Origin of the sequence: Candidatus Dormiibacter sp., assembly GCF_050999135.1 — a bacterium.
Taxonomy (GTDB): Bacteria; Chloroflexota; Dormibacteria; order Dormibacterales; family Dormibacteraceae; genus Dormiibacter; species Dormiibacter spiritus.
Genome location: NZ_JBPCPN010000053.1, coordinates 18,614 through 44,425, shown reverse-complemented (window position 1 = coordinate 44,425; position 25,812 = coordinate 18,614). Strand labels below are relative to the sequence as shown.

General features: G+C 68.5%; 27 protein-coding genes and 1 riboswitch. Of the genes, 16 read left to right on the top strand and 11 right to left on the bottom strand.

Annotated elements, in window-relative coordinates; all coding sequences use genetic code 11:
* The first annotated feature begins 13 nt into the window (after positions 1-13).
* The 3 genes from menB (at position 14) to ACR2MZ_RS13285 (ending at position 2,719) form a co-directional block, all read left to right on the top strand.
* On the top strand, positions 14-841 hold the full coding sequence (gene menB / locus ACR2MZ_RS13295) for a 1,4-dihydroxy-2-naphthoyl-CoA synthase (protein ID WP_434005522.1): 828 nt from the start codon (positions 14-16) through the stop codon (positions 839-841).
* Positions 842-914: 73 nt separating this feature from the next.
* Complete coding sequence (locus ACR2MZ_RS13290; RefSeq protein ID WP_434005521.1) at positions 915-1,745, top strand: 1,4-dihydroxy-2-naphthoate polyprenyltransferase; 831 nt, start codon at positions 915-917, stop codon at positions 1,743-1,745.
* Positions 1,742-2,719 carry a mandelate racemase/muconate lactonizing enzyme family protein gene (locus ACR2MZ_RS13285; protein WP_434005520.1) on the top strand — a complete coding sequence of 326 codons (978 nt, stop codon included), beginning with the start codon at positions 1,742-1,744 and terminating at the stop codon, positions 2,717-2,719. The genes ACR2MZ_RS13290 and ACR2MZ_RS13285 overlap by 4 nt, the downstream gene beginning before the upstream one ends.
* Here ACR2MZ_RS13285 and ACR2MZ_RS13280 read toward each other — a convergent pair.
* Positions 2,707-3,414: an alpha/beta fold hydrolase gene (locus ACR2MZ_RS13280; RefSeq protein WP_434005519.1), complete on the bottom strand. Its 708-nt coding sequence runs from the start codon at positions 3,412-3,414 to the stop codon at positions 2,707-2,709. The two genes, ACR2MZ_RS13285 and ACR2MZ_RS13280, sit on opposite strands and share 13 nt — an antisense overlap.
* On the opposite strand from ACR2MZ_RS13280, the gene menD reads away from it, so the two are divergent.
* Both menD and ACR2MZ_RS13270 read left to right on the top strand, forming a co-directional pair.
* Positions 3,413-5,134 (top strand): 2-succinyl-5-enolpyruvyl-6-hydroxy-3-cyclohexene-1-carboxylic-acid synthase, encoded by a 1,722-nt coding sequence (menD, locus tag ACR2MZ_RS13275; RefSeq protein WP_434005518.1) that lies wholly within the window; start codon positions 3,413-3,415, stop codon positions 5,132-5,134. The genes ACR2MZ_RS13280 and menD overlap by 2 nt on opposite strands.
* 120 nt (positions 5,135-5,254) lie before the next feature.
* Positions 5,255-5,746, top strand: a complete 492-nt coding sequence (locus ACR2MZ_RS13270) for a DinB family protein (protein WP_434005517.1) — start codon at positions 5,255-5,257, stop codon at positions 5,744-5,746.
* Between the two features lie 85 nt (positions 5,747-5,831).
* Here ACR2MZ_RS13270 and ACR2MZ_RS13265 read toward each other — a convergent pair whose 3' ends face one another.
* The 5 genes from ACR2MZ_RS13265 to ACR2MZ_RS13245 all read right to left on the bottom strand — a co-directional run bounded on the left by ACR2MZ_RS13265 (position 5,832) and on the right by ACR2MZ_RS13245 (position 10,797).
* Positions 5,832-7,094, bottom strand: coding sequence for an isochorismate synthase (locus ACR2MZ_RS13265; protein WP_434005516.1), 1,263 nt, complete (start codon positions 7,092-7,094; stop codon positions 5,832-5,834).
* Between the two features lie 65 nt (positions 7,095-7,159).
* Positions 7,160-7,855 carry a MerR family transcriptional regulator gene (locus ACR2MZ_RS13260; protein ID WP_434005515.1) on the bottom strand — a complete coding sequence of 232 codons (696 nt, stop codon included), beginning with the start codon at positions 7,853-7,855 and terminating at the stop codon, positions 7,160-7,162.
* A 60-nt stretch (positions 7,856-7,915) separates the two neighbouring features.
* The gene (locus tag ACR2MZ_RS13255; protein ID WP_434005514.1) at positions 7,916-9,046 is read right to left on the bottom strand and encodes a S1C family serine protease; all 1,131 of its coding nucleotides are present in this window, start codon (positions 9,044-9,046) and stop codon (positions 7,916-7,918) included.
* On the bottom strand, positions 9,046-9,930 hold the full coding sequence (locus tag ACR2MZ_RS13250; protein WP_434005513.1) for a lytic transglycosylase domain-containing protein: 885 nt from the start codon (positions 9,928-9,930) through the stop codon (positions 9,046-9,048). Before ACR2MZ_RS13250 ends, ACR2MZ_RS13255 begins: the two co-directional genes overlap by 1 nt.
* Before the next feature lie 102 nt (positions 9,931-10,032).
* Positions 10,033-10,797, bottom strand: a complete 765-nt coding sequence (locus tag ACR2MZ_RS13245) for a response regulator transcription factor (protein WP_434005512.1) — start codon at positions 10,795-10,797, stop codon at positions 10,033-10,035.
* Between the two features lie 84 nt (positions 10,798-10,881).
* Here ACR2MZ_RS13245 and ACR2MZ_RS13240 point away from each other — a divergent pair, with 84 nt between their 5' ends.
* From ACR2MZ_RS13240 to ACR2MZ_RS13220, 5 genes are all read left to right on the top strand, one after another.
* Positions 10,882-11,649: a hypothetical protein gene (locus ACR2MZ_RS13240; RefSeq protein WP_434005511.1), complete on the top strand. Its 768-nt coding sequence runs from the start codon at positions 10,882-10,884 to the stop codon at positions 11,647-11,649.
* On the top strand, positions 11,603-12,205 hold the full coding sequence (locus ACR2MZ_RS13235; RefSeq protein WP_434005565.1) for a GNAT family N-acetyltransferase: 603 nt from the start codon (positions 11,603-11,605) through the stop codon (positions 12,203-12,205). Before ACR2MZ_RS13240 ends, ACR2MZ_RS13235 begins: the two co-directional genes overlap by 47 nt.
* 125 nt (positions 12,206-12,330) lie before the next feature.
* A complete protein-coding gene (locus ACR2MZ_RS13230) occupies positions 12,331-13,092 on the top strand; it encodes an MBL fold metallo-hydrolase (protein ID WP_434005510.1) in 762 nt (253 codons plus the stop codon).
* A 54-nt stretch (positions 13,093-13,146) separates the two neighbouring features.
* Positions 13,147-13,304, top strand: a riboswitch (M-box (ykoK) riboswitch).
* Between the two features lie 210 nt (positions 13,305-13,514).
* The gene (locus ACR2MZ_RS13225; RefSeq protein WP_434005509.1) at positions 13,515-15,182 is read left to right on the top strand and encodes an NRAMP family divalent metal transporter; all 1,668 of its coding nucleotides are present in this window, start codon (positions 13,515-13,517) and stop codon (positions 15,180-15,182) included.
* Between the two features lie 29 nt (positions 15,183-15,211).
* On the top strand, positions 15,212-16,486 hold the full coding sequence (locus ACR2MZ_RS13220) for a magnesium transporter MgtE N-terminal domain-containing protein (RefSeq protein ID WP_434005508.1): 1,275 nt from the start codon (positions 15,212-15,214) through the stop codon (positions 16,484-16,486).
* Positions 16,487-16,506: 20 nt separating this feature from the next.
* On the opposite strand, the gene ACR2MZ_RS13215 is transcribed toward ACR2MZ_RS13220, so the two are convergent.
* Positions 16,507-17,157 (bottom strand): M23 family metallopeptidase, encoded by a 651-nt coding sequence (locus tag ACR2MZ_RS13215; RefSeq protein ID WP_434005507.1) that lies wholly within the window; start codon positions 17,155-17,157, stop codon positions 16,507-16,509.
* A gap of 19 nt (positions 17,158-17,176) precedes the next feature.
* Between ACR2MZ_RS13215 and rlmN the strand changes: the two genes are divergently transcribed.
* From rlmN to ACR2MZ_RS13200, 3 genes are read left to right on the top strand one after another with little or no spacing between them, the layout of a single operon-like run.
* Positions 17,177-18,247 carry a dual-specificity RNA methyltransferase RlmN gene (gene rlmN / locus ACR2MZ_RS13210; RefSeq protein ID WP_434005506.1) on the top strand — a complete coding sequence of 357 codons (1,071 nt, stop codon included), beginning with the start codon at positions 17,177-17,179 and terminating at the stop codon, positions 18,245-18,247.
* A complete protein-coding gene (locus ACR2MZ_RS13205) occupies positions 18,244-18,927 on the top strand; it encodes a DUF72 domain-containing protein (RefSeq protein ID WP_434005564.1) in 684 nt (227 codons plus the stop codon). Before rlmN ends, ACR2MZ_RS13205 begins: the two co-directional genes overlap by 4 nt.
* Positions 18,928-19,758 carry an oxygenase MpaB family protein gene (locus ACR2MZ_RS13200; RefSeq protein WP_434005505.1) on the top strand — a complete coding sequence of 277 codons (831 nt, stop codon included), beginning with the start codon at positions 18,928-18,930 and terminating at the stop codon, positions 19,756-19,758. It abuts the gene before it with no gap.
* A 7-nt stretch (positions 19,759-19,765) separates the two neighbouring features.
* Here the strand turns inward: ACR2MZ_RS13200 and ACR2MZ_RS13195 are convergent, their stop codons facing one another.
* Together ACR2MZ_RS13195 and gltX are read right to left on the bottom strand one after the other, a co-directional pair.
* Entirely contained in the window at positions 19,766-20,614 is an 849-nt protein-coding gene (locus tag ACR2MZ_RS13195) for a prolipoprotein diacylglyceryl transferase (protein ID WP_434005504.1), read from the bottom strand.
* Complete coding sequence (gene gltX, locus ACR2MZ_RS13190; RefSeq protein WP_434005503.1) at positions 20,611-22,002, bottom strand: glutamate--tRNA ligase; 1,392 nt, start codon at positions 22,000-22,002, stop codon at positions 20,611-20,613. Before gltX ends, ACR2MZ_RS13195 begins: the two co-directional genes overlap by 4 nt.
* 19 nt (positions 22,003-22,021) lie before the next feature.
* On the opposite strand from gltX, the gene ACR2MZ_RS13185 reads away from it, so the two are divergent.
* The 3 genes from ACR2MZ_RS13185 to ACR2MZ_RS13175 are packed head-to-tail and all read left to right on the top strand — an operon-like array spanning position 22,022 to position 24,455.
* A complete protein-coding gene (locus ACR2MZ_RS13185; protein WP_434005502.1) occupies positions 22,022-22,732 on the top strand; it encodes a Type 1 glutamine amidotransferase-like domain-containing protein in 711 nt (236 codons plus the stop codon).
* Between the two features lie 18 nt (positions 22,733-22,750).
* Positions 22,751-23,692, top strand: coding sequence for an alpha/beta fold hydrolase (locus tag ACR2MZ_RS13180; protein ID WP_434005501.1), 942 nt, complete (start codon positions 22,751-22,753; stop codon positions 23,690-23,692).
* Positions 23,685-24,455: a lysophospholipid acyltransferase family protein gene (locus ACR2MZ_RS13175; protein ID WP_434005500.1), complete on the top strand. Its 771-nt coding sequence runs from the start codon at positions 23,685-23,687 to the stop codon at positions 24,453-24,455. The genes ACR2MZ_RS13180 and ACR2MZ_RS13175 overlap by 8 nt, the downstream gene beginning before the upstream one ends.
* Positions 24,456-24,512: 57 nt before the next feature.
* Here the strand turns inward: ACR2MZ_RS13175 and ACR2MZ_RS13170 are convergent, their stop codons facing one another.
* Entirely contained in the window at positions 24,513-24,755 is a 243-nt protein-coding gene (locus ACR2MZ_RS13170; RefSeq protein ID WP_434005499.1) for an Lrp/AsnC family transcriptional regulator, read from the bottom strand.
* Positions 24,756-24,800: 45 nt separating this feature from the next.
* The gene (locus tag ACR2MZ_RS13165) at positions 24,801-25,778 is read right to left on the bottom strand and encodes a threonine ammonia-lyase (protein WP_434005498.1); all 978 of its coding nucleotides are present in this window, start codon (positions 25,776-25,778) and stop codon (positions 24,801-24,803) included.
* Positions 25,779-25,812 lie beyond the last annotated feature (34 nt).

Sequence of the window (25,812 nt, the reverse complement as noted above, 5' to 3'; positions counted from 1 at the left end):
GAGCATCTGCTCCATGAGTGCTGACTTGAACAATTGGCAGCCATCCGGGGCCTACGAGGACATCCACTACGACACCCAGGGCGGGGTCGCCAAGATCACCATCAACCGGCCTGAAGTGCGCAATGCGTTCCGGCCGACCACGCTGTTCGAGCTCAGCAACGCTTTCAACGTGGCCCGCGACGATCCGACCATCGGCGTCATCATCCTGACCGGCGCCGGAACCGAGGCGTTCTGTTCCGGCGGCGACCAGCGCATCCGCGGGGATGACGGCTACCGCGACGCTCAGGGCATCGGCCGCCTGAACGTCCTCGACCTCCAGATCCAGATCCGTCGAACCCCCAAGCCGGTCGTGGCCATGGTGGCCGGCTTCGCGGTGGGCGGCGGTCACGTCCTCCACGTCGTCTGCGACCTCACGATCGCCGCTGACAATGCCCGCTTCGGGCAGACAGGGCCCCGGGTCGGCAGCTTCGATGGCGGCTATGGCTCAGGGCTGCTGGCCCGCATAGTGGGTCAGAAGAAGGCTCGGGAGATCTGGTTTCTCTGCGAGCAGTACGACGCCCAGCAGGCGCTGGAGATGGGCCTGGTGAACCGGGTGGTGCCGCTCCGCGATCTGGAAGCGGAGACTTTGCAGGTCTGCCAGAGAATGCTCGAGCACAGCCCCCTCGCCCTGCGCCTGCTCAAGGCTTCCCTCAACGCAGCCGACGACGGCCTGGCGGGCATCCAGCAGCTGGCCGGCGATGCGACGCTGCTCTACTACATGAACGAAGAGGCGCAGGAAGGCCGGGACGCCTACGTCCAGAAGCGCAAGGCTGATTTCGCCCGCTTCCCCAAGCGTCCATAGCGTCCTGAGACCGGAAGTCCGCCCCCCGCTGAGCAAGCCGCTGATCTGGTGGCTGGCCGCTCGGCCGGCGACATTGGCGGCAAGCGTGGCGCCCGTTCTGGCGGGGACTGCCATCGCCGCCCATGACCACTCGATCCGTCCACTCCCTGGCTTCGGTGCCCTGCTGGTGGCGATCGCGATGCAGATCGGAGTCAACTACGCCAACGACTACTCGGATTTCGCCCGAGGCACCGACACCCCGCTCAGGGTGGGCCCGATCCGGGCGGCAGCGTCGGGAGTGATTCCGCCGCGCCAGGTGAAGTACGCCGCCCTGGCCGCCTTTGCCCTCGCCTCCGGCGCCGGGCTGGCTGTTGCGTTGGCCAGCGACTGGCGGCTCATAGCTGTTGGTGCGCTGGCGGTGGTGGCCGGCTGGCTCTACACCGGCGGTCCTCGACCGTATGGCTATCTCGGGCTGGGCGAACTGTTCGTGTTCATCTTCTTCGGCCTCTTCGCCACCGCCGGCACAGTCTACGTGCACGAGCACCACATCCCCGCTGCGGCCTGGGCGGCGGGCTGCGCAACCGGCTTTCTGGCCTGTGCGATCCTGGCGCTGAACAACCTGCGGGACCTGGCGACGGACTCGGCCGCCGGCAAGCGAACTCTGGCCGTGCGAATAGGGCGGGGTGCCACCCGTACCCTGATCACCCTGCTGCTGGCAGGTTCGCTCGGGATCCCCTTCCTCGCGGCAGTAGCCGGCTGGGTGCCGCGGCTGGCGGCGCTGCCGGCGCTGACAGTCACCATGGTCGCCGGCGTCATCCGAGATTCCGGTTCGCGGGAGCCTGCCGTCCTCATCAGCGCCCTGAAGCGCACAGGCATCATCGAGGTCTGGTGGGCGCTGCTATGGGCTGCCGGCCTGCTCCTGTGAGCGGCCTGGAGCTGATCCCGATCCGAAGGCCGGCGGCCGGAGCGTTCCGGGAATCGGTGCTGGTGATCCGCTCTGAGGGCCGGCTCCAAGGCCTGGGGGAGGCGCCCGTGACGGCCGGCCGGAGCGGGTCCCTGGCGGAGCTGCTGGCTGAGCTGGAAGGCGAGAGCACTCCTGGGCCGGCCGCCCGCTGCGGCTTGCAGACCGCGGAATTGGACTTGGCGGCGCGGCGTCGAGGCGTCCCGCTCACAGAGCTGCTGGGCGGTCCCCGCCGAAATCGCGTCGAGTGCACAGCGCTCGTCACTGCTGAAGCTCCTGACAGGGTGGTGGCGGAGGTGGAGAGTTGGGCCTCTCTCGGCTTCGCAGCTTTCAAGCTGAAGTCGGCCGGCCGGGCGCTGGAGACCGACTTGGAGAGACTGGGCGCGGCTCGCTTCGCCGCCGGCGCAAGCGCCCGTCTGCGCCTGGACTTCAACGGTTCGCTGAGTTGGCTGGAAGCGTCCGAGCGGTTGCGGGCGCTGGCCGGCTTCCAATTGGAGCTGATCGAGCAGCCGCTGGGGGCGGCCGCCCCGCCGTCCGATTGGGCGCACCTCCGCTCCCAGTCTCACCTGCCGCTGGCGGCCGACGAGTCGCTGGCCGATCCAGACTTCGCGGCAGCCCTGCTGTCGCTGGGAGTGCTGCCGGCGGTCAAGCTCGCCACCGTCGGTGGACCCCAGCGGGCCTTGGCACTGGCCGCCGGCTCCCGGTGCGGCGCCACACTAGGTTCGAGTTTCGAGTCCTCGATCGGCCTCGCGGCGGCGCTGCATGTCGCCTGCGCCTTGGAGCGTGAGCCGCTGGCCTGCGGGCTGGCCACGGATTGGCTGGGAGGATCGGAGCTGGCAGCTGGGCTCGACTGGGAAGGCCCTCATCTTCTGCTGCCAAGCCGCTCTGGGCTGGGGGTCGAACTGGATCGAGCTGCGCTCGAGCGCTACCGGCCGTGAAGGTGCCGCGCGAGAATACGCGCCACCCTACCCGGCTGCTCCAAATGCACCACATGGCCCGCATCGGGCACGATCTCAAGAGAACAGTGAGGCAGTATCAGAGCCAGTCGCCGGGCGTAAGCGACATAGCGCTCGTCCTCGCCGCCCGCGATGACCAGCGTGGGCGCCTCGATGGCGGCGAGCCGCGACCAGAAAGGTGGCTCAGCGGCCGCGCCCATGCCGCGGAGCTGCGCGGCCAGATGCGTCGGGTCGTGCCGGCGCCGCGCCGCCGCGAGCGCCTCGGCGAGGTCCGGGCGACGCTGGCGCAGGCCCGCAAATGGCTGCAGCAGCGCCCAGTGCTCGGCGAACCATTCGCTACCCTCGACCTCGATCTTGCCGGCCAGTTCCTCGTCGGCGCGCAGGCGGGCCGCTCGGGTTTGGCCCTCAAAGCCTGCCTGCGCGCTGATGACAGTCAGCGTGCGCAGCTTCAACACGCCCCTGGCCGCCGCGTAGAGGGCCAGGCGGCCGCCCTGGCTGTAGCCGATCAGATCCAGCGGCCCGGCTCCGCTGGAGGACGCTTCCAGCTCGGCCGAGGCCGCCGACAGTGTGGTCGCAGCCAGCTCAGGGCAAAGCCAGGGCTGGGAGCTGCCAGTCAGGCGAGCCTGCTCGGCCCAGCTCTCGGGTCCCTGGCTGAACCCGGGCAGGGCTAGCACCATGTCTGAAGGCGAGGTTACACAGGCCTTCGCGGCGACTTTCGTCGATGAGCTGGCCCGGAGCGGGCTGCGCCATGCCTGTGTGGCACCCGGCTCCCGCTCAGCGCCGCTGGCCATGGCTTTCGCCCGCCACCCAAGCGTCAAGGTCTGGGTTCACATAGACGAGCGCAGCGCAGCTTTCTTCGCCCTGGGTCTGGCCAAGGCGCAGGAGTGGCCGGTGGCGCTGCTGTGCACCTCCGGTACGGCGGCCGCGGAGTTCCACCCCGCCGTGCTGGAGGCTTCCTACTCGCGAACTCCCCTGCTCGTGCTCACCGCCGACCGTCCGCCTGAGCTCCGCGATGTCGGGGCCAACCAGGCAGTCGAGCAGAGCCGCCTCTATGGCGGCGCCACTCGTTGGTTCTTCGATCCCGGCCTGCCCGACGAAGACCCCGCCGCGCCCAGGCGTTGGCGGCGGCTGGCCGCACGAGCGCTGGTCGAGACTCGAGGGGAGCTGCCAGGGCCGGTCCACCTCAACCTGCCGTTTCGGGAGCCGCTCAGCCCCAAACCGGGCCGCGTGCCGAGAGCTGTGCCGGTCGACGCCGATCCCCTCTGGCTCTGGCGTGGCCCGAGTCAGCCGTCGGAGGAGCTGGTGGACAGGATCGCGACTGCGCTGGCCCGGGCGGACCGGCCGCTGCTGGTGGCGGGGGAGATGCGGGATGGCGCTCGGCTGCGCCACGCACTCGACGCGCTCCTGACGCGATTGGACGCGCCGCTTCTGGCGGAGCCCACCTCGCAGCTGCGGCGGAGGGCCGGTCTGGGAGTGGTGGAGTCCTACGACGCTCTCCTGCGCGACCCCAGTTGGGCCCGAGCCCACGTTCCCGACCTGGTGCTCCGGCTGGGCGCACCGCCAACCTCCAAGGCGCTGAACCAGTTCCTTCTTCGCTATCACCCCCGCACCATCCTCATCGATGAGGCGGGCGGCTGGCGTGATCCCGACCTGCTGGCGGCCGAGATAGTGCGCTGCGATCCGCTGCCGCTCCTGGAGCAGCTGGAGGGGAAGCTGCGGGAGGGCGATGGCATCTGGCAGCACGTCTGGCGGGACGCCTCGGCGACCGCCATGGCGGCGCTCGACCGCAAGCTGTATCAGTCGCCATTGCACGAAGGCCACGTGGTCAGGGCCCTCGCTTCCGAGCTGCCCGAGCCGGCCACTGTCTTTGCCGGCTCTTCGCTGGCCATCCGGGACGTCGATGTGTTCTGGCCCGGGTCGGCGCCGGGAGTTCGCTTCCTCGCCAACCGCGGTGCCAGCGGCATCGATGGCCTCGTGTCCACCGGGCTGGGGGCCGCCGCCGCCGACGCCGGCAACCCCACGGTTCTCCTCCTGGGCGATTTGAGCCTCTACCACGACATGAATGGGCTCTGGGCGGCCAAGCGGCACGGCATCCGAGCAGTGATAGTCGTGCTCGACAACAACGGCGGCGGCATCTTCGACTACCTTCCGGCGGCGCAGCACCCAGACGTGTTCGAGGAGCTGTTCACGACGCCGCTGGGTCTTCGCCTGGAGGACGTGGCGCTGCTCTACGACCTCTACTTCTGCGCGGTGACCGATCCCGGGGACCTGCCCTATGCGCTGGAGCGCGCGCTGCTTGCCGACCGTTCCACGCTCGTCTGCGCCCGCTTCTCACGAGAGCAGAGCCTGGCCGGCCACCAGGCCTGCTGGGCGGCGGTGGCAGGGGCGCTCCGCTGACAGACGCTAAAGTCCGCGCCTAGCCAGGCTGCCGGATGTTTACAGCTTGCGCATGCGCTGCGGGCGCGCGCGCGAAAACTCGAAAGACACCTGCTGGTTTCTGGTACCGTCCGGCGGCGGTTGGCCCGGACCGCACTCTCGATCGACAAGGTCCTGGCGCTGCTGGCGCAGACACCGCCGCGCCTCGCCGCGCTCACAGCCGGTCTGACCACAGCTCAACTGCATGCGGCCCCCCAACACAGCGAGTGGTCGGCAAACGATGTGCTTGCCCACCTCCGTGCGTGTGCTGACGTCTGGGGCTGCTGCATTGCGAGGATGATCGCTGAGAACCATCCGACGCTGCGGGCTGTCAATCCCCGCACCTGGATCCGGAAGACTGACTATCTCGAACTGGATTTCCAGTCCTCGCTGGGCTCATTTGCCGCGCAGCGTGCCGATCTGATGGCCGTCCTGAAACCGTTGCCGCAGGACGGCTGGTCACGGTCGGCGACGGTGACCGGAGCGGGCACGGTGCTCGAGCGGACAGTTCACTCCTATGCGCAGTGGCTGGCTCTCCATGAACGGCCGCACGTGAAGCAGGTCGGGCGGATCGTCAGCAGAGCTCACGCGTAGCGGCGGCCGGCCGGCCCTGTTTCGTCACGGCCGGTTAGGGTCGGCCCCGCACACATGCGCACGCGCAGGCTGACTCGACACCCTGTTAGGTGGAGATCGCGCCCAGCAGAGCTTTCAGCTTCAGCTCAGTCTCCGCCAGCTCGGCGGCTGGGTCGGAGTCAGGCATGATCCCCACGCCGGCGTAGAGGCGCGCGCCGTCGCCGTCCAGCAGGCCGCAGCGGATGGCGACAGCCAGCTCACCGTCGCCCCGGGAGTCAAGCCAGCCCACGGCCCCCGCATACCAGCCGCGCTCCATCTCTTCCAGCTCGGCCAGCATCTCCCGGGCGTTGGCGGCGGGAGAGCCGTTGACCGCCGGCGTGGGATGGAGCTCGGCGGCCACCTCCAGCAGGTTGGGAACCGGCGGCGTCAGCCGCGCTCGTACCTCGGTTGCGAGATGCTGGATGTTGGTCAGCCGCACTACCTCTGGTGGGCGCTGCTCGACCACGGCGCCGAAGCGGGCCAACGCCTGACGCACGTGGCGGGCGGTGATCCGGTGCTCCTCGGAGTCCTTCGCGCTCGCGCGCAGTTCCTCGGCGAGCTGCTCGTCCTCCGCTTCGTTGCGGCCACGCGCGATGCTGCCGGCCATGGGCTGGGAGACTGCGCGGGAGCCCGCCCGGCGGAGCAGCAGCTCGGGTGAGGCGCCGGCCAGCGCTGTGCCGTCGGCGCCGCTGACCAAGTAGATATAGCAGGCCGGATAGGAAGCCCGCAACGAGCGAAGCACCGCCCCTGCGGCCAGCACCCCGTCGGCATGGGCGAAGACCTGCCGAGCCAGGACCACCTTCGCCGCCGCTCCCGCGCGTAATCGCCGGCTGGCTTCGGCCACAGCAGCTGACCAGCTTTCGGGGCTGCGCTCGCTTTCGACGCTGAGACGGCGGGCTGCGGGCGCCTGGGCGAAGGGGCGGCAGTCCAAGAGCGACTCGTCGCCGGAGAGGAAGGTCCTGCCGCGCACTCTGGTCACGGCGAGCTGAGGCACCCGGAAGAGCAGGGAGGGGAAGCCCAGCCAGGGCGCCTCTGGCTCGCGGTCGGGATCGAAGGCGAAGCCGCCCAGCGCCACCCGGCCGGTGCCCGGCAGCGCTTCCTCCTCGACGGCCTGATCCGAGGTGAAGCGGCGCCAGAGCCGGCCGGCCGCCGCCAGCCTGCGGTGGCCCGGCTCCTCATCCAGCCGGGTGCCAGCAGCCGTCGCCAGCGCCACGCCCTCGACAGTGGCGACCAGGTCGTAGCTGCGGCCCAAGCCCAGAATTGAGACGGCGTCGGGCAGCGGTCGTTCCAGCAGCATGGTCTCCAAGCCAGCGTCTCGGGCTGCGCTCATGAGGCTGATCAGATCAGGGCTGCTCTCCAGCTCGCGGACTAAAGGCGGCCCGACCGGCGCCTTACTCAGAGGGGGCGCTCGATGCGCTCTCGCGCGGCGCGGAGCAGAGCGCGTTCGAAATGACGGCGGACAAGTGCGCTGCTCGCTTCGAGGAGTTCTTGGAAGACCAGCAGCAGCCGCCGCTCAGCTTCCTCCGCCGGCAATCCCTCCGCCTGGATCCGCTCGCGGACATTATGGTCGAAGAGATCGACTGCGCGTGCCGCCGTCCGCTCGATCGAGACCGAGTGCTCCGCCGCCAGCTCCAATAGCGGGCCCAGCGGGACGCCCGCCTCGACCAGCTTCAGTCCGGCGCCAACCGCCTCCAGGTCTCGCGCCGGGTAGCGGGCCTCATCGCCCTCCCCGACGGCAACCAGCAGCCCGGCTTGCTCGAGGTTCCGCAAGAGCGCGGCGGGTACGCCGCTGCGATTGGCCATCTCGTCCAGCGTCAGTGTCTCCGGCGCCACCTCGGTGGTCACCGCCTGAACCAGCGATTCGTCTGACGATTCCAATTCGCCCGCCAGGAAACGCCGAATGACGCCCAGCGTGAAGCCCCGCTGCTGCAGAGCCTTGATCCGCCCCAGGCGTTCCACATGCTCGGCTCCGTACCAGGTGACCCTGCCCTCGCGGCGGGGAGGTTCCAACAGTCCCTTGCCCTGGTAGAAGCGGATCGTGTCGACAGCCACCCCCGCGACCTGCCCCAACTGTTCGATCCGATACTCCACGAGTGAATACTCTAATGGTCGTCTCCCGCCGAGCGGCCGGGAGGTCAGCCGGCGTTCGGTTCAGCCGCTGCAGCTGGCGGGTGTGGCAGGACGCTCCCCCAGCGTGACTTGAAGGTCGACCTTCTGGCCACCTCGGACAAGGCTCATGGCCACGCTGTCGCCCGGGTTGTGCAGCTGCAGCACGCCGGCGAAGGTGATGCCGTTGTTGAGCGGTCGCCCATCCAGGTTCTCGATCACGTCGTGGGCCTTGACGCCGCCTTGCTCGGCCGGGCTGCCTGGCACCACACAGCTCACCACCACGCCGTAGCCCTGCACGTCCTGGGTGACGAGAGCGTCCTCGACCGGCAGGTAACTGACGCCTGCATAGGGGTGCCCCGGGGTCCTGCCTGCTATCAGGTTGCCGGCGATCCGCTGCACCACCCGGCTGGGAATTGCGAAGCCGACGCTGTTGGCGTTCGTGTCGCCGGCGGTGTTCATTCCCACCACCCGGCCCGCCCCGTCGGCCAGCGGGCCACCAGAGTTGCCCGGATTGATGGGAGCGTCGGTTTGCAGTACGTCAGGCAGGCTCTCGCTCGCCTGGCCCGAAGTGCCGACGTTGGTGAGCGTCCGGTGCAGAGCGGAGATCACCCCGACGGTGACCGAGCCGAAGCCCTGACCACCCAGCGCGCTGCCGATCGCAACCACCGGCTGGCCGGGCTTCAACTGCGTGGAGTCCGCGAACTCCGACTTGGGAAGTGTGTCAGGAACCTTGAGCACGGCCACGTCCTCCAGGGGATCGGTGCCCTGCAGAGCCGCTACGAAGTGGCGGCCGTCGGGCATCAGCACCTGCACCTTCTGCGCCTTGTCGATCACGTGATTGTTGGTGGCCAGATAGCTCTGGCCGCCGTTCACATCGATCACGAAACCGCTGCCCTCGGCGACGTGTCCGCCGGCCAGGTTGACTATGACGAGGCCCACCGCCGGGGCCAGCACAGCTGCCGCGTGAGTCGCGTCGAAAGCCGAGCCCTGCGAGCTGGCTGACGGAGGCGCCAGAGACGGGAGCGGGGTGCTTCGGGAACCGGACGGGCTGGGTGAAGTCGCCCGAGCGCTGCGGTTGACCAGGTGCGGCACCGGTGGCGCGCAGGCAGAGGCAAAGAAGGCGGCCAACGCCAGCAGCGCGAGGATGGCAGCGAGCGGGCGGGGCTGACGCATCATCCGTAAGTGTTCCAGTAGTACAGCTTTTCCAACCAGGCCGGGTCGCTGCGAAGCGCCTCGGCGTAGCCGCTGATGGCTGCCAGGTAATCGTTGTCGTGGTTGTAGGCGAGGACCGAGCGGTCCATGTTGGCCGGTGCGCCGGCCCTCAGCAGATAGCGGGCGGCGGCTGCGATGCTGTCGCGGGAGCTCATGATGTCCCCACCCTGGCCGACCTCCTGCCAGGTGGAAGGCAGGAACTGCATGGGCCCCAGCGCGCCGGCGCTCGAGGGGCCGTTGGTGCGACCGAAGTCCGATTCCACGTAATTGATCGCGGCCAGGTAGCTCCAATTCACGCCGTAGCGAGCCTGCGCCTCCTGGTAGTAGCTGAGCAGGGTGGCGACGGGCTCCGAATCCGGGAAGTGACGGTTGTGGCGAGGCTGAACCTGGCTCAAGTCCTGGTAGCCGGCCAGACGCCAAACGCCCCGCAGCGCTCTGGCGGCGGCGCTGACGGCAGGCCGGCGCTCGGCCGGCAGCGAGGCCAGGTTCGTGGCTTCGGCCCCCGGCGTCCCGGCGACGCGGTAGATCGCCGCCTGCTCATCGCGCAGCGCCTGCCGATAGTCGTATTCACTCCGCTCCACTTGGGCGTCGTGTCGCATCTGGTCGAGGGGTGTGGTGCCGGCCGGCTGGGCGCGCAGGCTGTCGGCTTTGGCGCGGGCAGCCTGGACCCGATCCTGGGCGCCGAGCAGCTGCCGGGGTAGCTCATTGGCTGCCGGGCGAGCAACTGCCAGGCTCCTGGCCGTGGCTGGCAGCGCAGCGATGAGGACCGGTAGGAGCAAGAGCAGCGGCAGGCGGCGGGCAGGCAGCAAAACCATGCCGACTATACGGGTGGACGCTGTGTTCACTACGGACCGTTCAGGGGCCGTCCTGGTGGGGTTGCTAAGCCCACCCGTGGCCTTCTGGATCGCGGCAGCGCGCCGATGTCCGCCCCCGCAGCGTCACGAATGTTAGATAGTGCTGCTGAGGGAATAGCCGCGGGCCGTCGAGGAGAGAAACCGGCCGCCCAGTCCCGGCTCCAGCTCGTCCAACTTTCGGCGCAGGGTCAGCAGTGCCGAGTGCACGGTTGAGCGCGCAGCGTCAGGGCGGAAGAGCCCGGCCTCAATGAGGTCGCCCGCCGTGGCCGCCTTCGACCCGTGGGAGAGGTGGACGAGCAGCGAGGTCTGCTGTGAGGTGAGCCGGATTTGCTTGCTGCCGAGGCTAACCGTGCGGCGGACCGGGTCGAATTCGAGCCGGCCAAACATATAGCTGCCGCCGCGGCTGCCGCCACCCTCGGCCAAGCGGGCGCCCAGGTCGGAGTAGATGTGGCCCAGCCCGGCGGCTCCCTTGACGAAATAGCTGCTTGCGCCGAGCTCGAACGCTCGACGGATGGAGGCGGAACTCGCGTTGGCTGCCGAGAGTACCACCACCGGCAGTCCGGGATGGTGCTGGCGGATCCAGCGGAGCAGCTCGAACCCGGTTTCCTCGCGCTCATCGAGGATGAGGTCCAGGAGAATGCCGGCGATCCGTTCCTCGCCCAGCACGCGGCGCGCCGTCTCGGCATCGGCGGCGGTCCGGGGCTGGTAACCAAGCAGCTTGAGGTCAAGCTCCAGCTGAGCAAGCATGGGAGCCTCGTCCTCCACGACGAGCACTGTCGAGGCGATCACCTCGTCGGGTCGGAAGACGTCCAGACCTTGGGGCAGGGGGGGCCGGGGTCGATTCCGGGGTATCGGCACTCTGTGAGGATCGTATAAGAGCGCGAGTGCCGATGCAGCACTCAGCGCTGGCGGAAGGGTCGAAAGCGGTTATCTTCCTCACTGATGACGGAGGCTGCCAGATTGACCGGCCCAGGGAGCGACTCCACGCCGATGTGGGTTCGCATCGGCGGAGTTCTACAGGAGGTACCTGGCGGCCGCCGGCACGGACCCGCTAACCAACCGCCGCCGGGCGGCCCTTGGACCGAGTTGCGCATCGGCGGCCGTCTCTGCGGCTGGGCGCGTGATCCGGCACACGGCCGCGCAGCCGCCCGCCAGGCGGAACTGCTGGCCCAACAGCTGGCGGACGAAAGCCGCACCCGGCTCATCGAACGTCTCGGCCACAAGCTGCGTTCCTCGCTGCTTGCGCTGCGCGAGCTGACCCGGCAGTCGGCCTACGGCCGCCCGGTTTCCGTCGAAGACATTCATGACCTGGCCCTCGAGGTCGGCCGGCGTGCTGAGGGTCTGGAGCTGCTGGCGGTCGAACCGAGGGATGAGCAGCGCGCGGTGGTTCTGGGCGCCGTCCTCAACCTGGCGGCGCCGGGGGCGCAGCGCAGCGTGCCCACCCAGGCGCGTGTCACTGCCTCCGAGCCATCGCTGCTGCAGGCGCTGAGCCGCGCGTATGACTGGCTTGGGGGCGCCGGCTCCTGCTTCAGCGCTACGGCCTCAGGAGACTGGTGGCGACTGCGCCTGGAACCGGCCGGCGAACGGGTGCCTCTACCTGTCCCCGAGCTGGGTGAGCCTTTGATCCGCCTCCTAGTGGAGACGCGGCTGGGCGGCTGGTTCGATCCCGAGGAGGGCGATCTGGCGAGCATCTACTTGCCGGCCGCCTGAGCTGAGCGGGGAGATCGCGACCCGCGTCCGGCTCCGCGAGGCGACCTCGAGAGACGGCCCTCTGCTCGATCGCTGGAACAGCTCGCCGCTCTATCGCGGCTTCTTCAACGACTTCGGTTCGGCGCCGGCGGCCTCGCTCTCCCGGGTGCTGGCGAGACAAGGGCTGATCAGCGACGAGCGCGGCCTGCTCATCGTCGAGCGAAGTGCCGACGCTGCGCCGCTGGGCACCGTGACGTGGCACGCTGTGAGCCATGGACCCAATCCGGAATCCCGGGCCTGGAACATCGGCATCGCCCTGGTCCCGGAGGCGCGCGGCCACGGTTACGGGGTGGAGGCGCAGCAGCTGCTGGCCAGACGGCTCTTGGCCACCACGCAGGTGAATCGGCTCGAAGCGTCGACTGATGTGGAAAACCTCGCGGAGCAGCGAGCGCTGGATAAAGCCGGCTTCAGCCGGGAGGGCGTTCTCCGCGGAGCCCAGTTCCGAGCGGGCGGCTGGCATGACATGGTCATCTACTCGCTGCTGCGCCAGGACGTCAGCGCCGAGCGGAGGGGATGAGAAAGTGCCCATCGGCGTGCCGCTCCTGCCGCTCGGCCTCGCCATCGTGCTGGCGATCCTCATAGTCGTCGCCATCTCGCGCAGCCGACCGCAGCCTTAGAGCTCTTCCTGCGCGGGCACGCCTGATGACCACAGTGCGCCGGGTCCTGGCCGGCAACGCCGGCCCCTACACCGGTCCCGGCACCAACACCTGGGTGGTGGGCGACGAGCCCGTCAAGCTGGTGATAGACCCCGGCCCGGACTCATCTGCGCACCGCCGGCGCATAGTTGCGGCGCTGGGCCAGCAGGCGCTGGGAGCCGTGCTGGTGACGCACTCACACGCGGATCACCTGGAGGGTGCCGAGCGGCTCGCCGCGGCCCACCATGCCCGCGTCTTGCGCTTCCCCGAACTGCAGCACGGGGAGGTGGTGCGCAGCGGTCGGCTGAGCGTGATCGCGCTGCATACGCCCGGCCACGCCGCTGACCACCTCGCCTTCTGGCTGGCTGAGGACAGAGTGCTGTTCAGCGGCGATCTCATCCTGGGTCGCGGCAGCTCGATGGTCACCTATCCGGAAGGCGACGTCGCCCAGTCCCTTCGCTCGCTGGACCTGGTCGCCGAGCTGAAACCGCGCCTCATCTTTCCGGGTCATTGGGATCCGATCGAGGATCCGGCCGCCAAGATCGCCGAATACAGGCAGCATCGCCTGCAACGCGAGTTCCAGGTGCTCAGCGCCCTGGCCGCCGGTCCCACCGATCTGGGCGGGCTGGCCGACCGCGTCTATGCCGAGCTGGAGGCCGGCTCAGCACTGCGGCCGGCAGCCGAGATGACGCTGCAGGCACACCTGCGGAAGCTGATCCAGGAAGGCCGGGCGAGCGAGGCCAACGGCCTCTACAGCCGGACGGGTTGAGGCACAGGGTCGCCGAGTGAACCCGGGGCCAGTGATATCCTGATTCAGCAGTTTGCTGCACCTCGTTAGGCGAGGCAACCACACGGAAAAAAGGCACCTGATCTAAAACGTCGAGGGACGCGCCAGATCAGGCCAGGTGCTCCGGCCAAGGGGGGCCGGGCTGACGAATCTAAGCCGTGCGGCGCCAAGAGCTAAAACGAGTGGGGTGCATACGGCGGCCTCGCCGCCCTGAGCCTGCCCAAGGCGCCATCCCGCTCGGAGGTTCAGCAATGAGGGGCGTTGACAGGAGGCGTATGAGTCCCGACCAACGGAACTTGAAAGACGTCCCTGTGCCCCGTCTGGGAAGCGCTCGCAGCAGCTAGCTCATCTCCGGTCGGAGTGCGGGGCAGAGGAAAACGCACTCAACCAAAAGGAGGTGTTAGATGAGCAACCAGCGCGGATCTTCGGTCGAGCCCCGCGGCGGCATTGATCCGATAAGTACTTCGCGGGCCGTCCTGGATCCGGCTCACGTCGGCGACATCACAGGTGCGCTGGGGACTATCAGGCTCGGTTCAGGGCCGCCTCGCTCGCTGCGCCAGCGATTGCTCGTCCTCCTGGCGGTCATCGGTCCCGGCATCATAGTCATGGTCGGTGACAACGACGCCGGGGGGGTCGCCACCTACGCTCAGGCCGGCCAAAACTACGGCACCAGCCTTTTGTGGGAGCTGCTGCTGCTGATCCCGGTCCTGATTGTGAACCAGGAGATGGTGGTGCGGCTGGGCGCCGTGACCGGAATGGGTCACGGCAAGATGATTTTTGAGCGCTTCGGCAGGTGGTGGGGGATTTTCGCAGTCGGAGATCTCTTTCTGCTCAACTTTCTGACCCTGGTAACCGAGTTCATAGGTGTCAGCCTGGCACTGGAGCACTTCGGCCTGAGCCCTTATATATCGGTTCCACTCGCCGGCCTGGCGCTCATCGTCGTGACCGCATCCGGCAGCTTCCGCAGGTGGGAGCGAGTGCTCTTCGTCTTCGTCGCTGCCAATTTCCTGGTGATCCCGCTGGTAGTGATCAGCCACCCGCAGATCGGTCCGGTCCTGCACGACTTCGTGGTGCCGGGGATTCAGGGCGGACTGACCGGCGACTCCGTCCTGCTGGTGATCGCCATTGTCGGCACGACGGTGGCCCCCTGGCAGCTGTTCTTCCAGCAGTCGAACATTGTCGACAAGCGCATCACACCGCGCTGGATCTCCTACGAGCGGGCGGACACAGTCCTGGGCTCAGTCATCACGGTCATCGGTGCGGCAGCGCTCGTCGTGACTTGCGCGGCAGCGTTCGGGGGCTCAGGTGACTTCGGCCACTTCACTGACGCCGGTCAGACCGGGCACAGTCTCAGCCGGGTCTTGGGCAAACCCGCGGGCGCAATGTTTGCCATTGTGCTCCTCAACGCGTCACTGATCGGTGCGTCGGCTGTGGCGCTGGCCACCTCCTACGCCGCCGGGGATACCTTCGGCGTGCGACACTCGCTGCACTGGAATTTTCGAGAGGCGCGGGGCTTCTACGCCAGCTTCGCGGCTCTTGTCGTTGGCGCCGCCGCCATCGTGCTGATACCCCACGCGCCGCTCGGGCTGATCACCACGGCTGTACAGGCCCTGGCCGGGCTTCTCTTGCCGAGCGCCAGCGTTTTTCTGCTCCTCCTCTGCAACGACCGGGCCGTGCTCGGGCCGTGGGTGAACCCGGCCTGGCTGAACGCGATCGCGGCGGTCATCATCACAGTGCTGCTGACGCTGTCTGGGATCCTGACTGTGACCACGCTGTTCCCCGGGGTTGACGTCAAGAGCCTGGCCGAGGTGATGGCGGCACTGGTGCTGGCTGCATTGCTCAGCCTCGGCGCCTTCCTGGCGGTGAGGGGCAGAGGACCCAGGACTGACCGGACCGCAGCTCGGCGTCAGAGGCAGCAGGGCTGGACCATGCCGCCCCTGGCGCTGCTGGATCGGCCGACCTGGTCGCCGATGCGGCGGTTCGGCATGTCCGCTCTGCGTGCGTACCTGGTCATCGCCGCGCTGTTGTTGGTGGTGAAAAGCATCCAGCTGGCGGCTGGCGCTCATAGTTAGGCTAGTGGGACACTAGGAGGTAAATCACTTTGGCCCGGCTGCACTTCTCGAAGCTGAACGATCAGCCCCTGCTGACCGCGTCAGGGAGCGAGGTGGGCAAGATTGTCGACGGTGTGGTGAAGCTGGTCGATGGCGGCCTGCCCACGGTTACTGGCGTGCTCGTCCACCGGGACGGCAAGGACGTCTTCGTTTCCGCGCGGGATCTGAGCGAGCTCTCCGCCAACGGCTGCAGGCTGCGCACCGAGAGCGTCGACAGCCGTCCCTTCGAACGGCGGCCCGGAGAAGTCCTGCTGGAGGGCGATGTCCAGGGTCACTCGGTCATCGATGTCGATGCGGCTCGCCTGGTGCGGGTCAAGGACCTTGTGCTGGAAGGTGAGCAGGGTTCCTGGCGGGTGGTCGGCATAGTGCCCTCACCTCCCTCCCGACTCCTGGCCGCGTTCGGGCTGGGCAGGGTCCAGCAGAGCGAGATCGACTGGGCACGCGTGGAGCCGCTGGTGAGTCACGTGCCGTCGGCTCAGGTGGGCCCCTCCTCCCGCCTGGCCAAACTCAGGCCGGCTGATATCGCTGACATCGTGGAAGAGGCCTCGCATGATGAGGGCGAGGAGATCCTGGACGCGGTCCAGCACGACCACGAGCTCGAAGCTGACGTTTTCGAGGAGCTGGACGAGGAGCATCAGCTGGAGTTCATCAAGGGCCGGAGCCGGGAGGAGGTGGCAACCATCCTCGCCAACATGGACCCCGACGCCGCGACCGACATGCTGATGGAGCTGGACCAGGAGCAGCGCCGACCTGTGCTCGAGCTGCTGCCTCCCGAGCAGCAGGCCAAGGTTCGCAAGCTGCTCGGCTACAACCCGGAAACCGCGGGCGGCCTGATGAGCAACGAATTCATTGCTCTGCCCTCTGCACTGACGGTGGAGCAAAGCATCCGCCGGCTCCGTGAGTTGGAGGACGTGCCCGCCACCCTGACCACGCTCTACACCCTGGTCGACGGTCGTTTGTCAGGAGCTGTTGGTCTGGCGGAGCTGCTCTGCGCTGAAGTGTCAGCGACTCTTCTCGATCTCTCTCCCTCCGACCCGATTGCCGTCTACGCCGATGCCGACCTGCCCTCGGTGGCTGTCCAGATGGCCGACTACAACCTGTCTTCACTGCCGGTGGTCGATGAGCAGGGCGGCATCCTAGGTGTGGTCAGCTATGACGACCTCCTCGAGGCCATGCTGCCGGAGGAATGGCGCTGGCGCGGCCGGCCCGAACAGGCGCGCAGGTATCAGCCGCCGAAACCCGCCGAAAACGACGTCCAGGTCTGACCCGAGCGGGAACTGCGCGGTCAGCGAATTCCGCGCCAGTCGTCGACCGGGGCGCCCGGCCAGCCGGCAGGTAGGACCGCCGGGTCCGGCTGGGGGCCGGCGAGGAGGGGCGCCGGGTCCAACGCTCTGCCCGCGAAGCGGATCTCGAAGTGGAGGTGGGGACCAGTCGAGTTGCCGGTGGTGCCGACCAGCCCGATCTGCTGGCCTGCCCGGACCGGCGCTCCCCAGCCGACGGCCGCCTGCGATAGGTGGCCGTAGGCGGTGGCATAGCCGCCAGGGTGCTGAATGATGATGTGGATGCCGTACCGGCCCCGGTTGGGGAAGGCGTAGGCGATACCGTCGGCTGCGGCCGCGACGGGCGTGCCCTGAGGCTGCGCTATGTCAATGCCCTGGTGAAAGCCGGTCGGGCAATCAGCAGTGCCCCGCTCGGCAGCCAATCCAGTGCAGCCAAAGGGTTGCGAGATGGATCCCCGCACAGGCCAGTTGAAGGCGGGGCGCGGACCACTCGCCGGCGCTGCCAGATAGGGCAGCCACTCGGGAATGTCATCGCCGTGGTCCACGTCGGGGGCCGGGCTGGGCGCCGGCAGCGGCTGCCGCTCCGCGGGACGTTGGCCGGGCGTGGCGGCGGCCAGCAGGAGCAGGGGCGCAAGGATCAGAAAGAGGCGGCGCACCGGCCAGTATCGTAGCGGCGTGATCTCACTGGCGGCGAAGCCGGCTCTCAGCGGACTGACCGACGACGAGCTCAGCAAATGGCTGGCTGCCCGGGACCAGCCGTTCTATCGCGCTCGGCAGATCCGGCAGGACCTTTGGCGCGGAGTGGCGATCGAGGCCATGAGCGAGCTGCCGAGCGAGCTTCGTCGGCAACTGGCGGAGGACTTCCGCAGCCACTCCTTGGAGGAGATCCGGCGCACTGAGGCCGATCAAGCCTCCACCACCAAGCTGCTCTATCGATTGGAGGACGGGTACACGGTGGAGGCGGTGGTGATGCGCTACGAGCGCCGGAGCACCCTCTGCATCTCCTCGCAGGTTGGCTGTCCCATCGGCTGTCCGTTCTGCGCCACCGGGCAGGGTCCCTTCGGCCGCAACCTGCGCAGCCATGAGATCGTCGATCAGGGCGTGGACGCCGCCAGGCTCCTGCGTGAAGAGGACAGGCGACTCTCCCACATAGTTTTCATGGGCATGGGAGAGCCCATGGCGAACTATGAAGCTGTGCTGGCCGCGGTGCGCCGCCTGGTCGAGCCGGGCGGTCTCGGCATCAGCCCTCGCCGGATCACAGTCTCAACCGCCGGGCTCGTGCCGCGGATCGAGCGCTTGGCGGACGAGGGGCTGCCCGTGACGCTGGCGATCTCGCTCCATGCGGCTCGCGACGACCTGCGCGATGACCTGGTACCCATCAACCGCAAGTACCCGCTGGCCGCTGTCGTGGCTGCGGCTGACCGCTTCGGTCAAAAAACAGGTCGTCGCGTGAGCTACGAGTGGGTGGTGCTGGCCGGCGTGAACGACTCGGAGCGCGATGCGCTGGAGCTGGGCAACCTGCTTCGGGGCCGCCTTGCGCACGTCAACCTCATCCCCTTCAACCCCGTCGACGACACGCCCTACAAGGAGCCGGAGCCACCGGCGCTCCGCCGGTTCGCAGCTCAGATCCGCGCCCAGGGCCTGAACGTAACGCTGCGCGACACGCGCGGGCGGGAGGGGGACGCCGCCTGCGGCCAGCTCAGAGCCCGGGTCGAGCGTGAGCTGCTGCAGCCGAAGGAAGTCTGACCTCGCTCTACGCCGGCACCTCCGGCTTCGCGTATCCGAGCTGGAAGGGCGGTTTTTATCCGACCAAGCTCGCCGCCCGGCGCATGCTCGCCTACTACGCCGAGCGGCTGAACGGCGTGGAGCTGAACGGCACCTTCTATCAGCTGCCCCCGGTGACCACCCTGGCCGGCTGGGCGGGCCAGGTGCATCAAGACTTCCGCTTCTGCTGCAAGGCAAGCCGCGGCCTGACCTACTCGGCGGCAGCCTTCGACAAGGCGGGACTGGCGGCGACGCTGGGCGAGCGGTTGGGCGCACTCGGCGACAGGCTCGGCCCCACGCTCGTCCAGTGGCCCCCGGGGCGCCAGCGTGACGAGCAGCTGCTGGAACGACTGCTTACCGCCTTCGCCCGGCCGGCGGCTGTGGAGTTCCGGCACGAGTCCTGGTTCTGTGCGCCGGTCTACGACTGCCTTCGGCGGCACGGTGCTGCCCTCTGCCGAACTGACGCCGAGGAGTGGCCGCTGGCGCCGATGACCGAGACCGGGCAATTCGCCTATGTCCGTCTCCGGCGCTCCTACGAGCGCCCCGCCCTGGAGCGCTGGCGACGCGAGCTGCGGGCTCTGGCGGCCGGCGGCAGCGTCGTCCACGTTTACTTCAAACACGATCCCGAGGGTCCGGAGCGGGCCGGGTTCATGCTGGAGTAGATGAGCAACCCGCCGCCCTCTCGCACCAGCCCAGGTCCCGACCTGGGTCTGTTCGGCCCCGGCTCGGCAGCCTGGCGGCTGCACTCTGAGCCGGCCCTGCTGGTCGGCGGCCTCTCGGCACTCATGTGGCAGGCTCTGCACCCGCTGGCGATAGCGGCCGTGGCCGATCACAGTGACTACCGGAAGGACGTCTGGGGCCGCTACGACCGAACCAGCAACTACGTCATGACCACCATCTTTGGCACCACCAAACAGGCCCAGGCGTTGGGCGCCCGGGTGCGGGCAGTGCACGTGCCCATCCACGGTGTGGACAAGGTGACAGGTCTGCCCTACGCGGCGGACGACCCAACGCTTCTGCTCTGGATTCACGGGACGCTGGTGGCAAGCTTCCTGGCCGCCTACCGGCGGTTCGTCCGCCCCCTGTCAGCAGGCGAGGCCGATGGCTATGTGGCTGAGATGGTCAGACAGGCGGAACTGGTGGGCCTGAAAGCCGGTGCGGTGCCTGCCAGTGAAGCGGCCAACCTGGCCTTCCTCGACTCCTCCGCGCACCTTCTGCAGGTCACCCGGCCGGCGCGCGAGGCCGTGGACACGGTGCTGCATCCGCCGCTGCCCGTCTTTCTGCGTCCCGTCTGGGCGGTCGCCGGCCAGGCGGCCATCTCGATCCTGCCGGAGGGCGCCCTGCAGCTCTACGGCATGCGCCGGCCGCGGCTGGCTGCCGCGGCCGTTCGACCCCTGGTGGGCGGCGGGGCCTGGTTCGCCGGTCGCTTCCTGAAGCCGCCGCCAGTGCTCCGCCAGGCTCGGGCTCGGGCTGCCGCCGGCGGGAGGCGCTAGTGGTGCACTAGCCCTGAGGGGCGGTCGGCGCCGTCGGCAGCTCGGTGTCCGAGCGACTGCGTTTCTCCCAGGCCAGCCAGACAGCGCTCAGGACTGCGGCCGCCAGGATCATCGCCAGTGACGCCCACTGCGCCTGGCGCAGGCCGTAGAGCAGAGAGTCCTCGCGCAGGAAGCTCAGACAGAAGCGGCCGAACGAGTAGAGGGCCAGCCAGAGCAGCCCGACCACCCCGGTCGGCAGGCGCAGCTTGAGCCGCCGGTAAGTCAGGAGAGCGCCAGCGAATACGAGCAGGTTCCAAAGCAGCTCGTAGCCGACCTCCAGGTGGACCGAGCGGCCGGGCTGACCGAGTGTCTCGGGGTTTACGTACTCGACTGCGAAGGGCAGGTTTGATGAGATGGCGTGGTGCTCGCCGTTGATCACGTCGCCGATCCTGCCGATGGCAAAGCCGAGCGCGTTGGCGGGACCCACAGCGTCCAGGATCTGGCGGTAGTCGATTCCGTGCCGGAGCGACCAGGCCAGGCCGCCCAGGAGGCCGCCAAAGATGCCGCCCCACTGGCTGATGCCGCCCTCGTTCAGGAAGACGACCTTCTGCCAGGCGCCGACGAACAACTGGTAGTTCTCCCAGACGTAGAGGAGGCGGGCGCCGATGATGCCGGCCACGACCATCCAGACAGCCATGTCGTAGACCTGCTCGCCGCTGATGCCTTCGCCGGCCAGCAGGTACTGGCCGACGCGCGCCGCCGCGATGATGCCTATGACGCTGAACACGCCGTGCCAGGTGATGAGCAGCGGCCCGAGGCGGGCCACGTTGGGGTTGAGGTCGATCACAATCGTGGCGAAGTAGGCGCTCGGCGTCATGCCGGCACTCCCCGCAGGCGGCGCAGCGCCTCCTCCTTGCCCAGCAGCGCCAGCGTGTGGTGAAGCGGCGGCGAAACCTTGCCGGCGACGCACCAGCGGATGGGTGAAAAGAACCTGCCGCGGCTCCACTCGTGCGCCTGCCGCACTGCCTCGAGGGCCAGCTCGATGCTCGCTGGCGTCCAGTCGTTGAGCTCGCTCAGCGCCGATGCCGCCTTCGCGACCATGCGCTCCTGGTCAGCTGTCAGCTCCGTCCGAGCGGGGGGCTGAGTCAGATAGCCGAGGAGCTCCTCGGCCTGCCCCAACCGGGCCAGCCTATCCTTCAGCGCGGGCGCCGCCTGCCGGACCACTGTCTCGGACAGGTTGGGCAGATAGGCGCGCAGCCGTTGGGCGAGCTCCGCATCGCTGAGCGAGCGGATGTAGTGGCCGTTCAGCCAGTCCAGCTTCTCCCAGTCGAACATGGCGGCCGCATGTTGAACGCGGCTGAGGTCGAACACCCCGGTCAGCTCGGCCAGCGAGAACACCTCCTGCTCGGTGCCGGGATTCCAGCCCAGCAGTGCCAGGTAGTTCAGCATCGCCTCGGGCAGGTAGCCGCGCTGCTGGAAATAGCTGAGCCGCGTTTCCGGGTGAAGGCGCTTGCTCAGCTTCTTGCGATCCTTGCCGGTTATGACGGGCAGGTGCGCGAACGCCTGCGGGCGGGGCCTGCCCAGGGCGTCAGCAACCAGTAGCTGGATGGGGGTGTTGGAGAGATGCTCGTCACCGCGCAGGATGTGTGTCACCTCCATCAGCGCGTCATCCACAGGGCTGGCGAAGTTGTAGGTCGGGTAGCCGTTCGACTTGACTATCACCGGGTCACCCAGAAGAGCGTTCTCGAACTGCACCTCGCCCCGGATCAGGTCGCTGAAGCTGGTGAAGCCGATGTCCGGCACCTGGAGCCGGACTGTGAAATCACGGCTGCGGTAGTCGGCGGGCGGGTCCTGGAGGCAGCGGCGGGAGTAGCGATAGGGCACCTTCTGCCGCTCCGCTACCTTCCGCTCGGCCTGCAGCTCCTCACGGGTGCAGTAGCAGCGGTAGGCGCTCTTTGCCTCCAGCAGCTGAGCGGCAGCCTGCTTGTAGGTATCGAGCCTTTCGCTCTGCCGGTAGGGCCCGCGGGCGCCGCCCAGGTCCGGTCCCTCGTCCCAGCTGAGGTTCAGCCAGTGGAGACCTTCATAGACCGCCGCCTCGTACTCAGGCCGGTTGCGCTCCAGGTCGGTGTCATCCAGGCGCAGCACGAGGGAACCGCCGCGCTGACGCGCGAAAAGGAGGTTGAAGAGAGCGGTGCGCGCGGTACCCAGGTGGACGTAACCGGTGGGGCTGGGCGCGATCCGCACCCGCAGGGGCGGCGCAGACACCCGTCCATAGTAAGTGCTGATGTGTGGCCCGCTGCTCGTCAACGGCGGCGATGAGCTGCAGCCAGGCAACGAAGCTCAGGACCGCAGCCTGGTCGCCGCGGCCGCCGGTCGGCCTATCTTCCTGGTGCCCACAGCTGCCGTGCGCCAGGACCTGCCGGCCCTGCTGACGCTGGGCCGAAGCTGGTTTGCCGGCCTGGGCGCGGAGGCCAGGGAGCTGCCCGTGCGGCGGCCGGCGGACGCCAGATCCGCGGAGCTGGCCGCCATGGCCGCTGCCGCCGGCGCCATCTATCTGCTTGGGGGCGACCCAGGCTACGCCGTCAAGGCGCTGGCCGGCTCGCCCGTCTGGGCGGCGATCCTGACGGCCTGGCGAGGGGGAGCGGGGCTGGCGGGCTCCTCAGCCGGCGCGATGGCCTTCGGCGCCAGCACGCTGGTGATGGCCCGCTGGCCGCGGCACCTGGAGCGCAAAGCCATCCCGGCACTCGGTCTCCTGCGGGGGCTCGCCGTCATTCCGCACCACGATCAGTTCGGCCACCGCTGGCAGGTGCTGGGTGGCGCGTCAGAGCTGGAGCTGCTGCGGCTCGACAGCCGGACTGCCGCCGTTCATCACGCGGGTCTCTGGCGTGCGCTCGGCGCCGGCGAGGTCAGCTTCCGCGGCCGGCGCTTCACAGCCGGTCAGGAGATCGTCGGGCTGCCGCCGCCAGATCCCGAGCAGCCCTCGCCGCGATGTTGACCGCCTAAGCTCAAACCGATGCCGCGTGCCCGCCGCTCGCAAGACGAATTGCCCAACCCGGGCGCCGACGAGGCACCCACGAGCCCGCCGCAGCCTCCCCTGCGCTCTGGCTTCGTGGAGGCGGGGGAATACCGGCTCCACCACACCAGCGCTGGTTCGGGCGCACCCCTGGTCCTCGTTCACGGCCTCGGCTCGGCCGGTTACATCGAGTGGCGTCACAATCTGACGGAACTGGCCCGGCGACGGCGCGTCCTGGCGCCCGACCTGCCTGGGTTCGGCCGTTCTGCCAAACCGGACATCGTCTATGGAGTGCCTCTCTTTGCCGACGCGCTGGAGGCCTACCTGGACGCCCTGCGGCTTAGCCGGGTGGATCTGGTGGGCGCGTCTTTGGGGGGTCGCGTCGCCATCGAGCTGGCGCTGCGGCAGCCTGAACGAATCCGCCGCCTGGTGCTGGTCAACGCACTCGGTGTGGGCCGCGCGGCGCCCAAGCCGTACTACCCGCTGGTGGCTGTGCCGCGGCTGGGTGAGGCGGTGCTGGGCGCCATCCGGCTGGGCCTGCACCGGCTGCCTCCAGGCACGCTGCGCAGCTTCTCCGGCCGCTACGCGGGGCGCTCCCTGGCGGCGGAGGGAGAACGATTCGAGGAGGATTACTTCGCTGACCTCCGGGAGCTGCACGCCGCCCAGGGATACCACCGCGCGTATTTGGCAACCGTCCGCTCTCTGGCCCGGCCCCAAGCCTTCCTGGGGACCGACCAGACTGAGCGGCTGGCGAAGTCGGCAGTGTCGGTCGGTCTGCTCTGGGGTGAGCTCGACCCGCTCTTCCCGGTCCAGTTGGCGAGGCGGGCGCACAGCCTGCTTCCGGGCTCGTCTTTGCGGGTGATCGTGGGTGCCGGCCACACGCCGCAGGCAGAGCGGCCGGCGGAGTTCAACCAGGCGCTGATCGAACTCTTGCGTGGCTGACGCCCGGCTCCCCGAGATCTATCGGGGACCGCAGGCGCGGGCGGCGGCGCTGCTCTGGCTCGACCCTTCAGTGCATCCAGACCCGCTGCGCCCCGCCCGGTTCTATGTGATGCTGTTCTGGCTGGTCAGGCTCGTGATCCGCCTCTTCTTCCGGCTTCGCGTGGAGGGGCTGAAGAACCTGCCGGCGCCGCCCTACCTGATCGCCGCCAACCACCAGGCTTGGTACGACTCGGCCTTCATCATCGCCAGCCTGAGACCGGTGCCGATGGTCTACACAATGGCCCGACGCGACACCGTCTTCAACCGCGGCTGGAAGCGCTGGTTAGTGACTCGGATCGGCGTCTTCCCAATCCAGCCACAGAACGGCGAACTCGATCAGCGAGGCCTGGAGACCGTCTATCAGATCCTGGATCGGCGCGGTCCAGTTCTCATGTTCCCAGAGGGCGGCTACTCGCGGGGGTCCGATCTCAGGCCGCTCAAGTCGGGCATCGCCCACTTCTCTCTTCAGGCCGGTGTTCCGATCTGCCCGGTGGCGGTAAGCGGGCTGGAGAGGCTGCGGCCCTTTCGGCGCGTGACAGTCTCGATCGGACCGCCCATCTGGCCGGATCCGCCCCGCTGGTGGAGCCTGAACCGCCGGGTGAGCGATGTGCTGGACCGGGTGAGGGGTGGCATCCTGGGGCGGTTCGGCCGCCGCCGCGAGCGAAAGCCCCGCCGTCGCTGGTGGCGCCCGCGCTGGAGCCGAGGACAAGAGCCTTCAATCTGACGGCAGCAACTGCTGCGGTTCTAACCGTCGGCCAGGCTCAGGCGTCCTCGGGCTGGCTTACTTGACCACGAGGCACGTGATCGTCTTGAAGACGCCCTCGACCTTCTGGATCTTCTCCACTATGACCCGGCCCACCTGATTGACGTCAGGCGCCTCGCAGACGGCTATGACGTCATATTCACCGGTGATCGCATCGGCGCCGACCACGCCTTCCTGGCCCTTGATCCGCTCAGCGACGTCTATCGCCCGCCCGGGCGAAGCGTTGATCAGCACATACGCCTTCACCTGAACCACCTCCATTCGGACACATCCACCCTGAGCCGATAGCGTATAGCGTGCGGCGCATCAGCGGCTGCGCAGCGCCCGCATCATCACCTCTTCGGTGACGTTGCCGCCGGAGAGCACCAGGACCACCCGCTCGTCGGGCTCAGCCGTGTAGCGATAGAGCAGCGCTGCCAAAGACGCGGCGCCCGACGGCTCCGCCAGGAGGTGCTCCCACTCGAACAGAAGCCGGATGGCGCGAAGCATCTCATCCTCACCGACCCGGATCATCTCGTCCACCCGGTTCTTCAAGAGTTCGAAGTTGAGCCGCCCGGGCCCGCTGGCAGCCAGGCCGTCGGCCATCGTCTGCACCCGGTCCAGGACCACCTGCTGGCCCGCGGCCAGAGAGCGGGTGAGGCCATCGGCGCCCTGAGGTTCCACACCTATCAGGCGGACCGCAGGCCGCCTGGCCTTCAGGTAGAGCGCGATGCCGGCCAGCAGGCCACCACCACCCACCGGCACCAGCACTGTGTCTGTCTCCGGCAGCTGTTCCCCAATCTCCACTCCGACCGTCCCCTGACCAGCGATGACTTGAGGGTCGTCGAAGGCGTGCACCAGAGTGGCTCCGCTTGCCGCCTGAGCTCTTGTCGCCTCCTGGTACGCCTCCTGGTAGCTGCGGCCGGCCGGGACGACCCGAGCGCCGAGCCTCTTCATCGATTCGACCTTGAGCAAATTCGCGTTCTCGGGTACGAAGACGGTGGCAGCAATCCCGAACGCGGCGGCGGCGTAGGCGACGCCCTGGCCGTGGTTGCCCGCGGAAGCCGTGATGACGCCGGCCCGCCGGTCGGCGGCGCTCATCCGGATGAGCTTGTTGAGGGCTCCCCTCACCTTGAAGGAGCGGGTTGGTTGGATCGACTCGATCTTGAGGAAGACCTGACAACCGGCTTTCACTGTGAGCGCGCGCGACTGCTGAAGGGGAGTGGCTGGAAGGTACGGGTTGAGGGAGCGGGCGGCTTCTTCGACCAACTCGGGCCGGATTCCAGCCTCCGTGCCCACTTCCATGTCGCCCCAATCTTAGGTAGGCGCTAGGGACGGG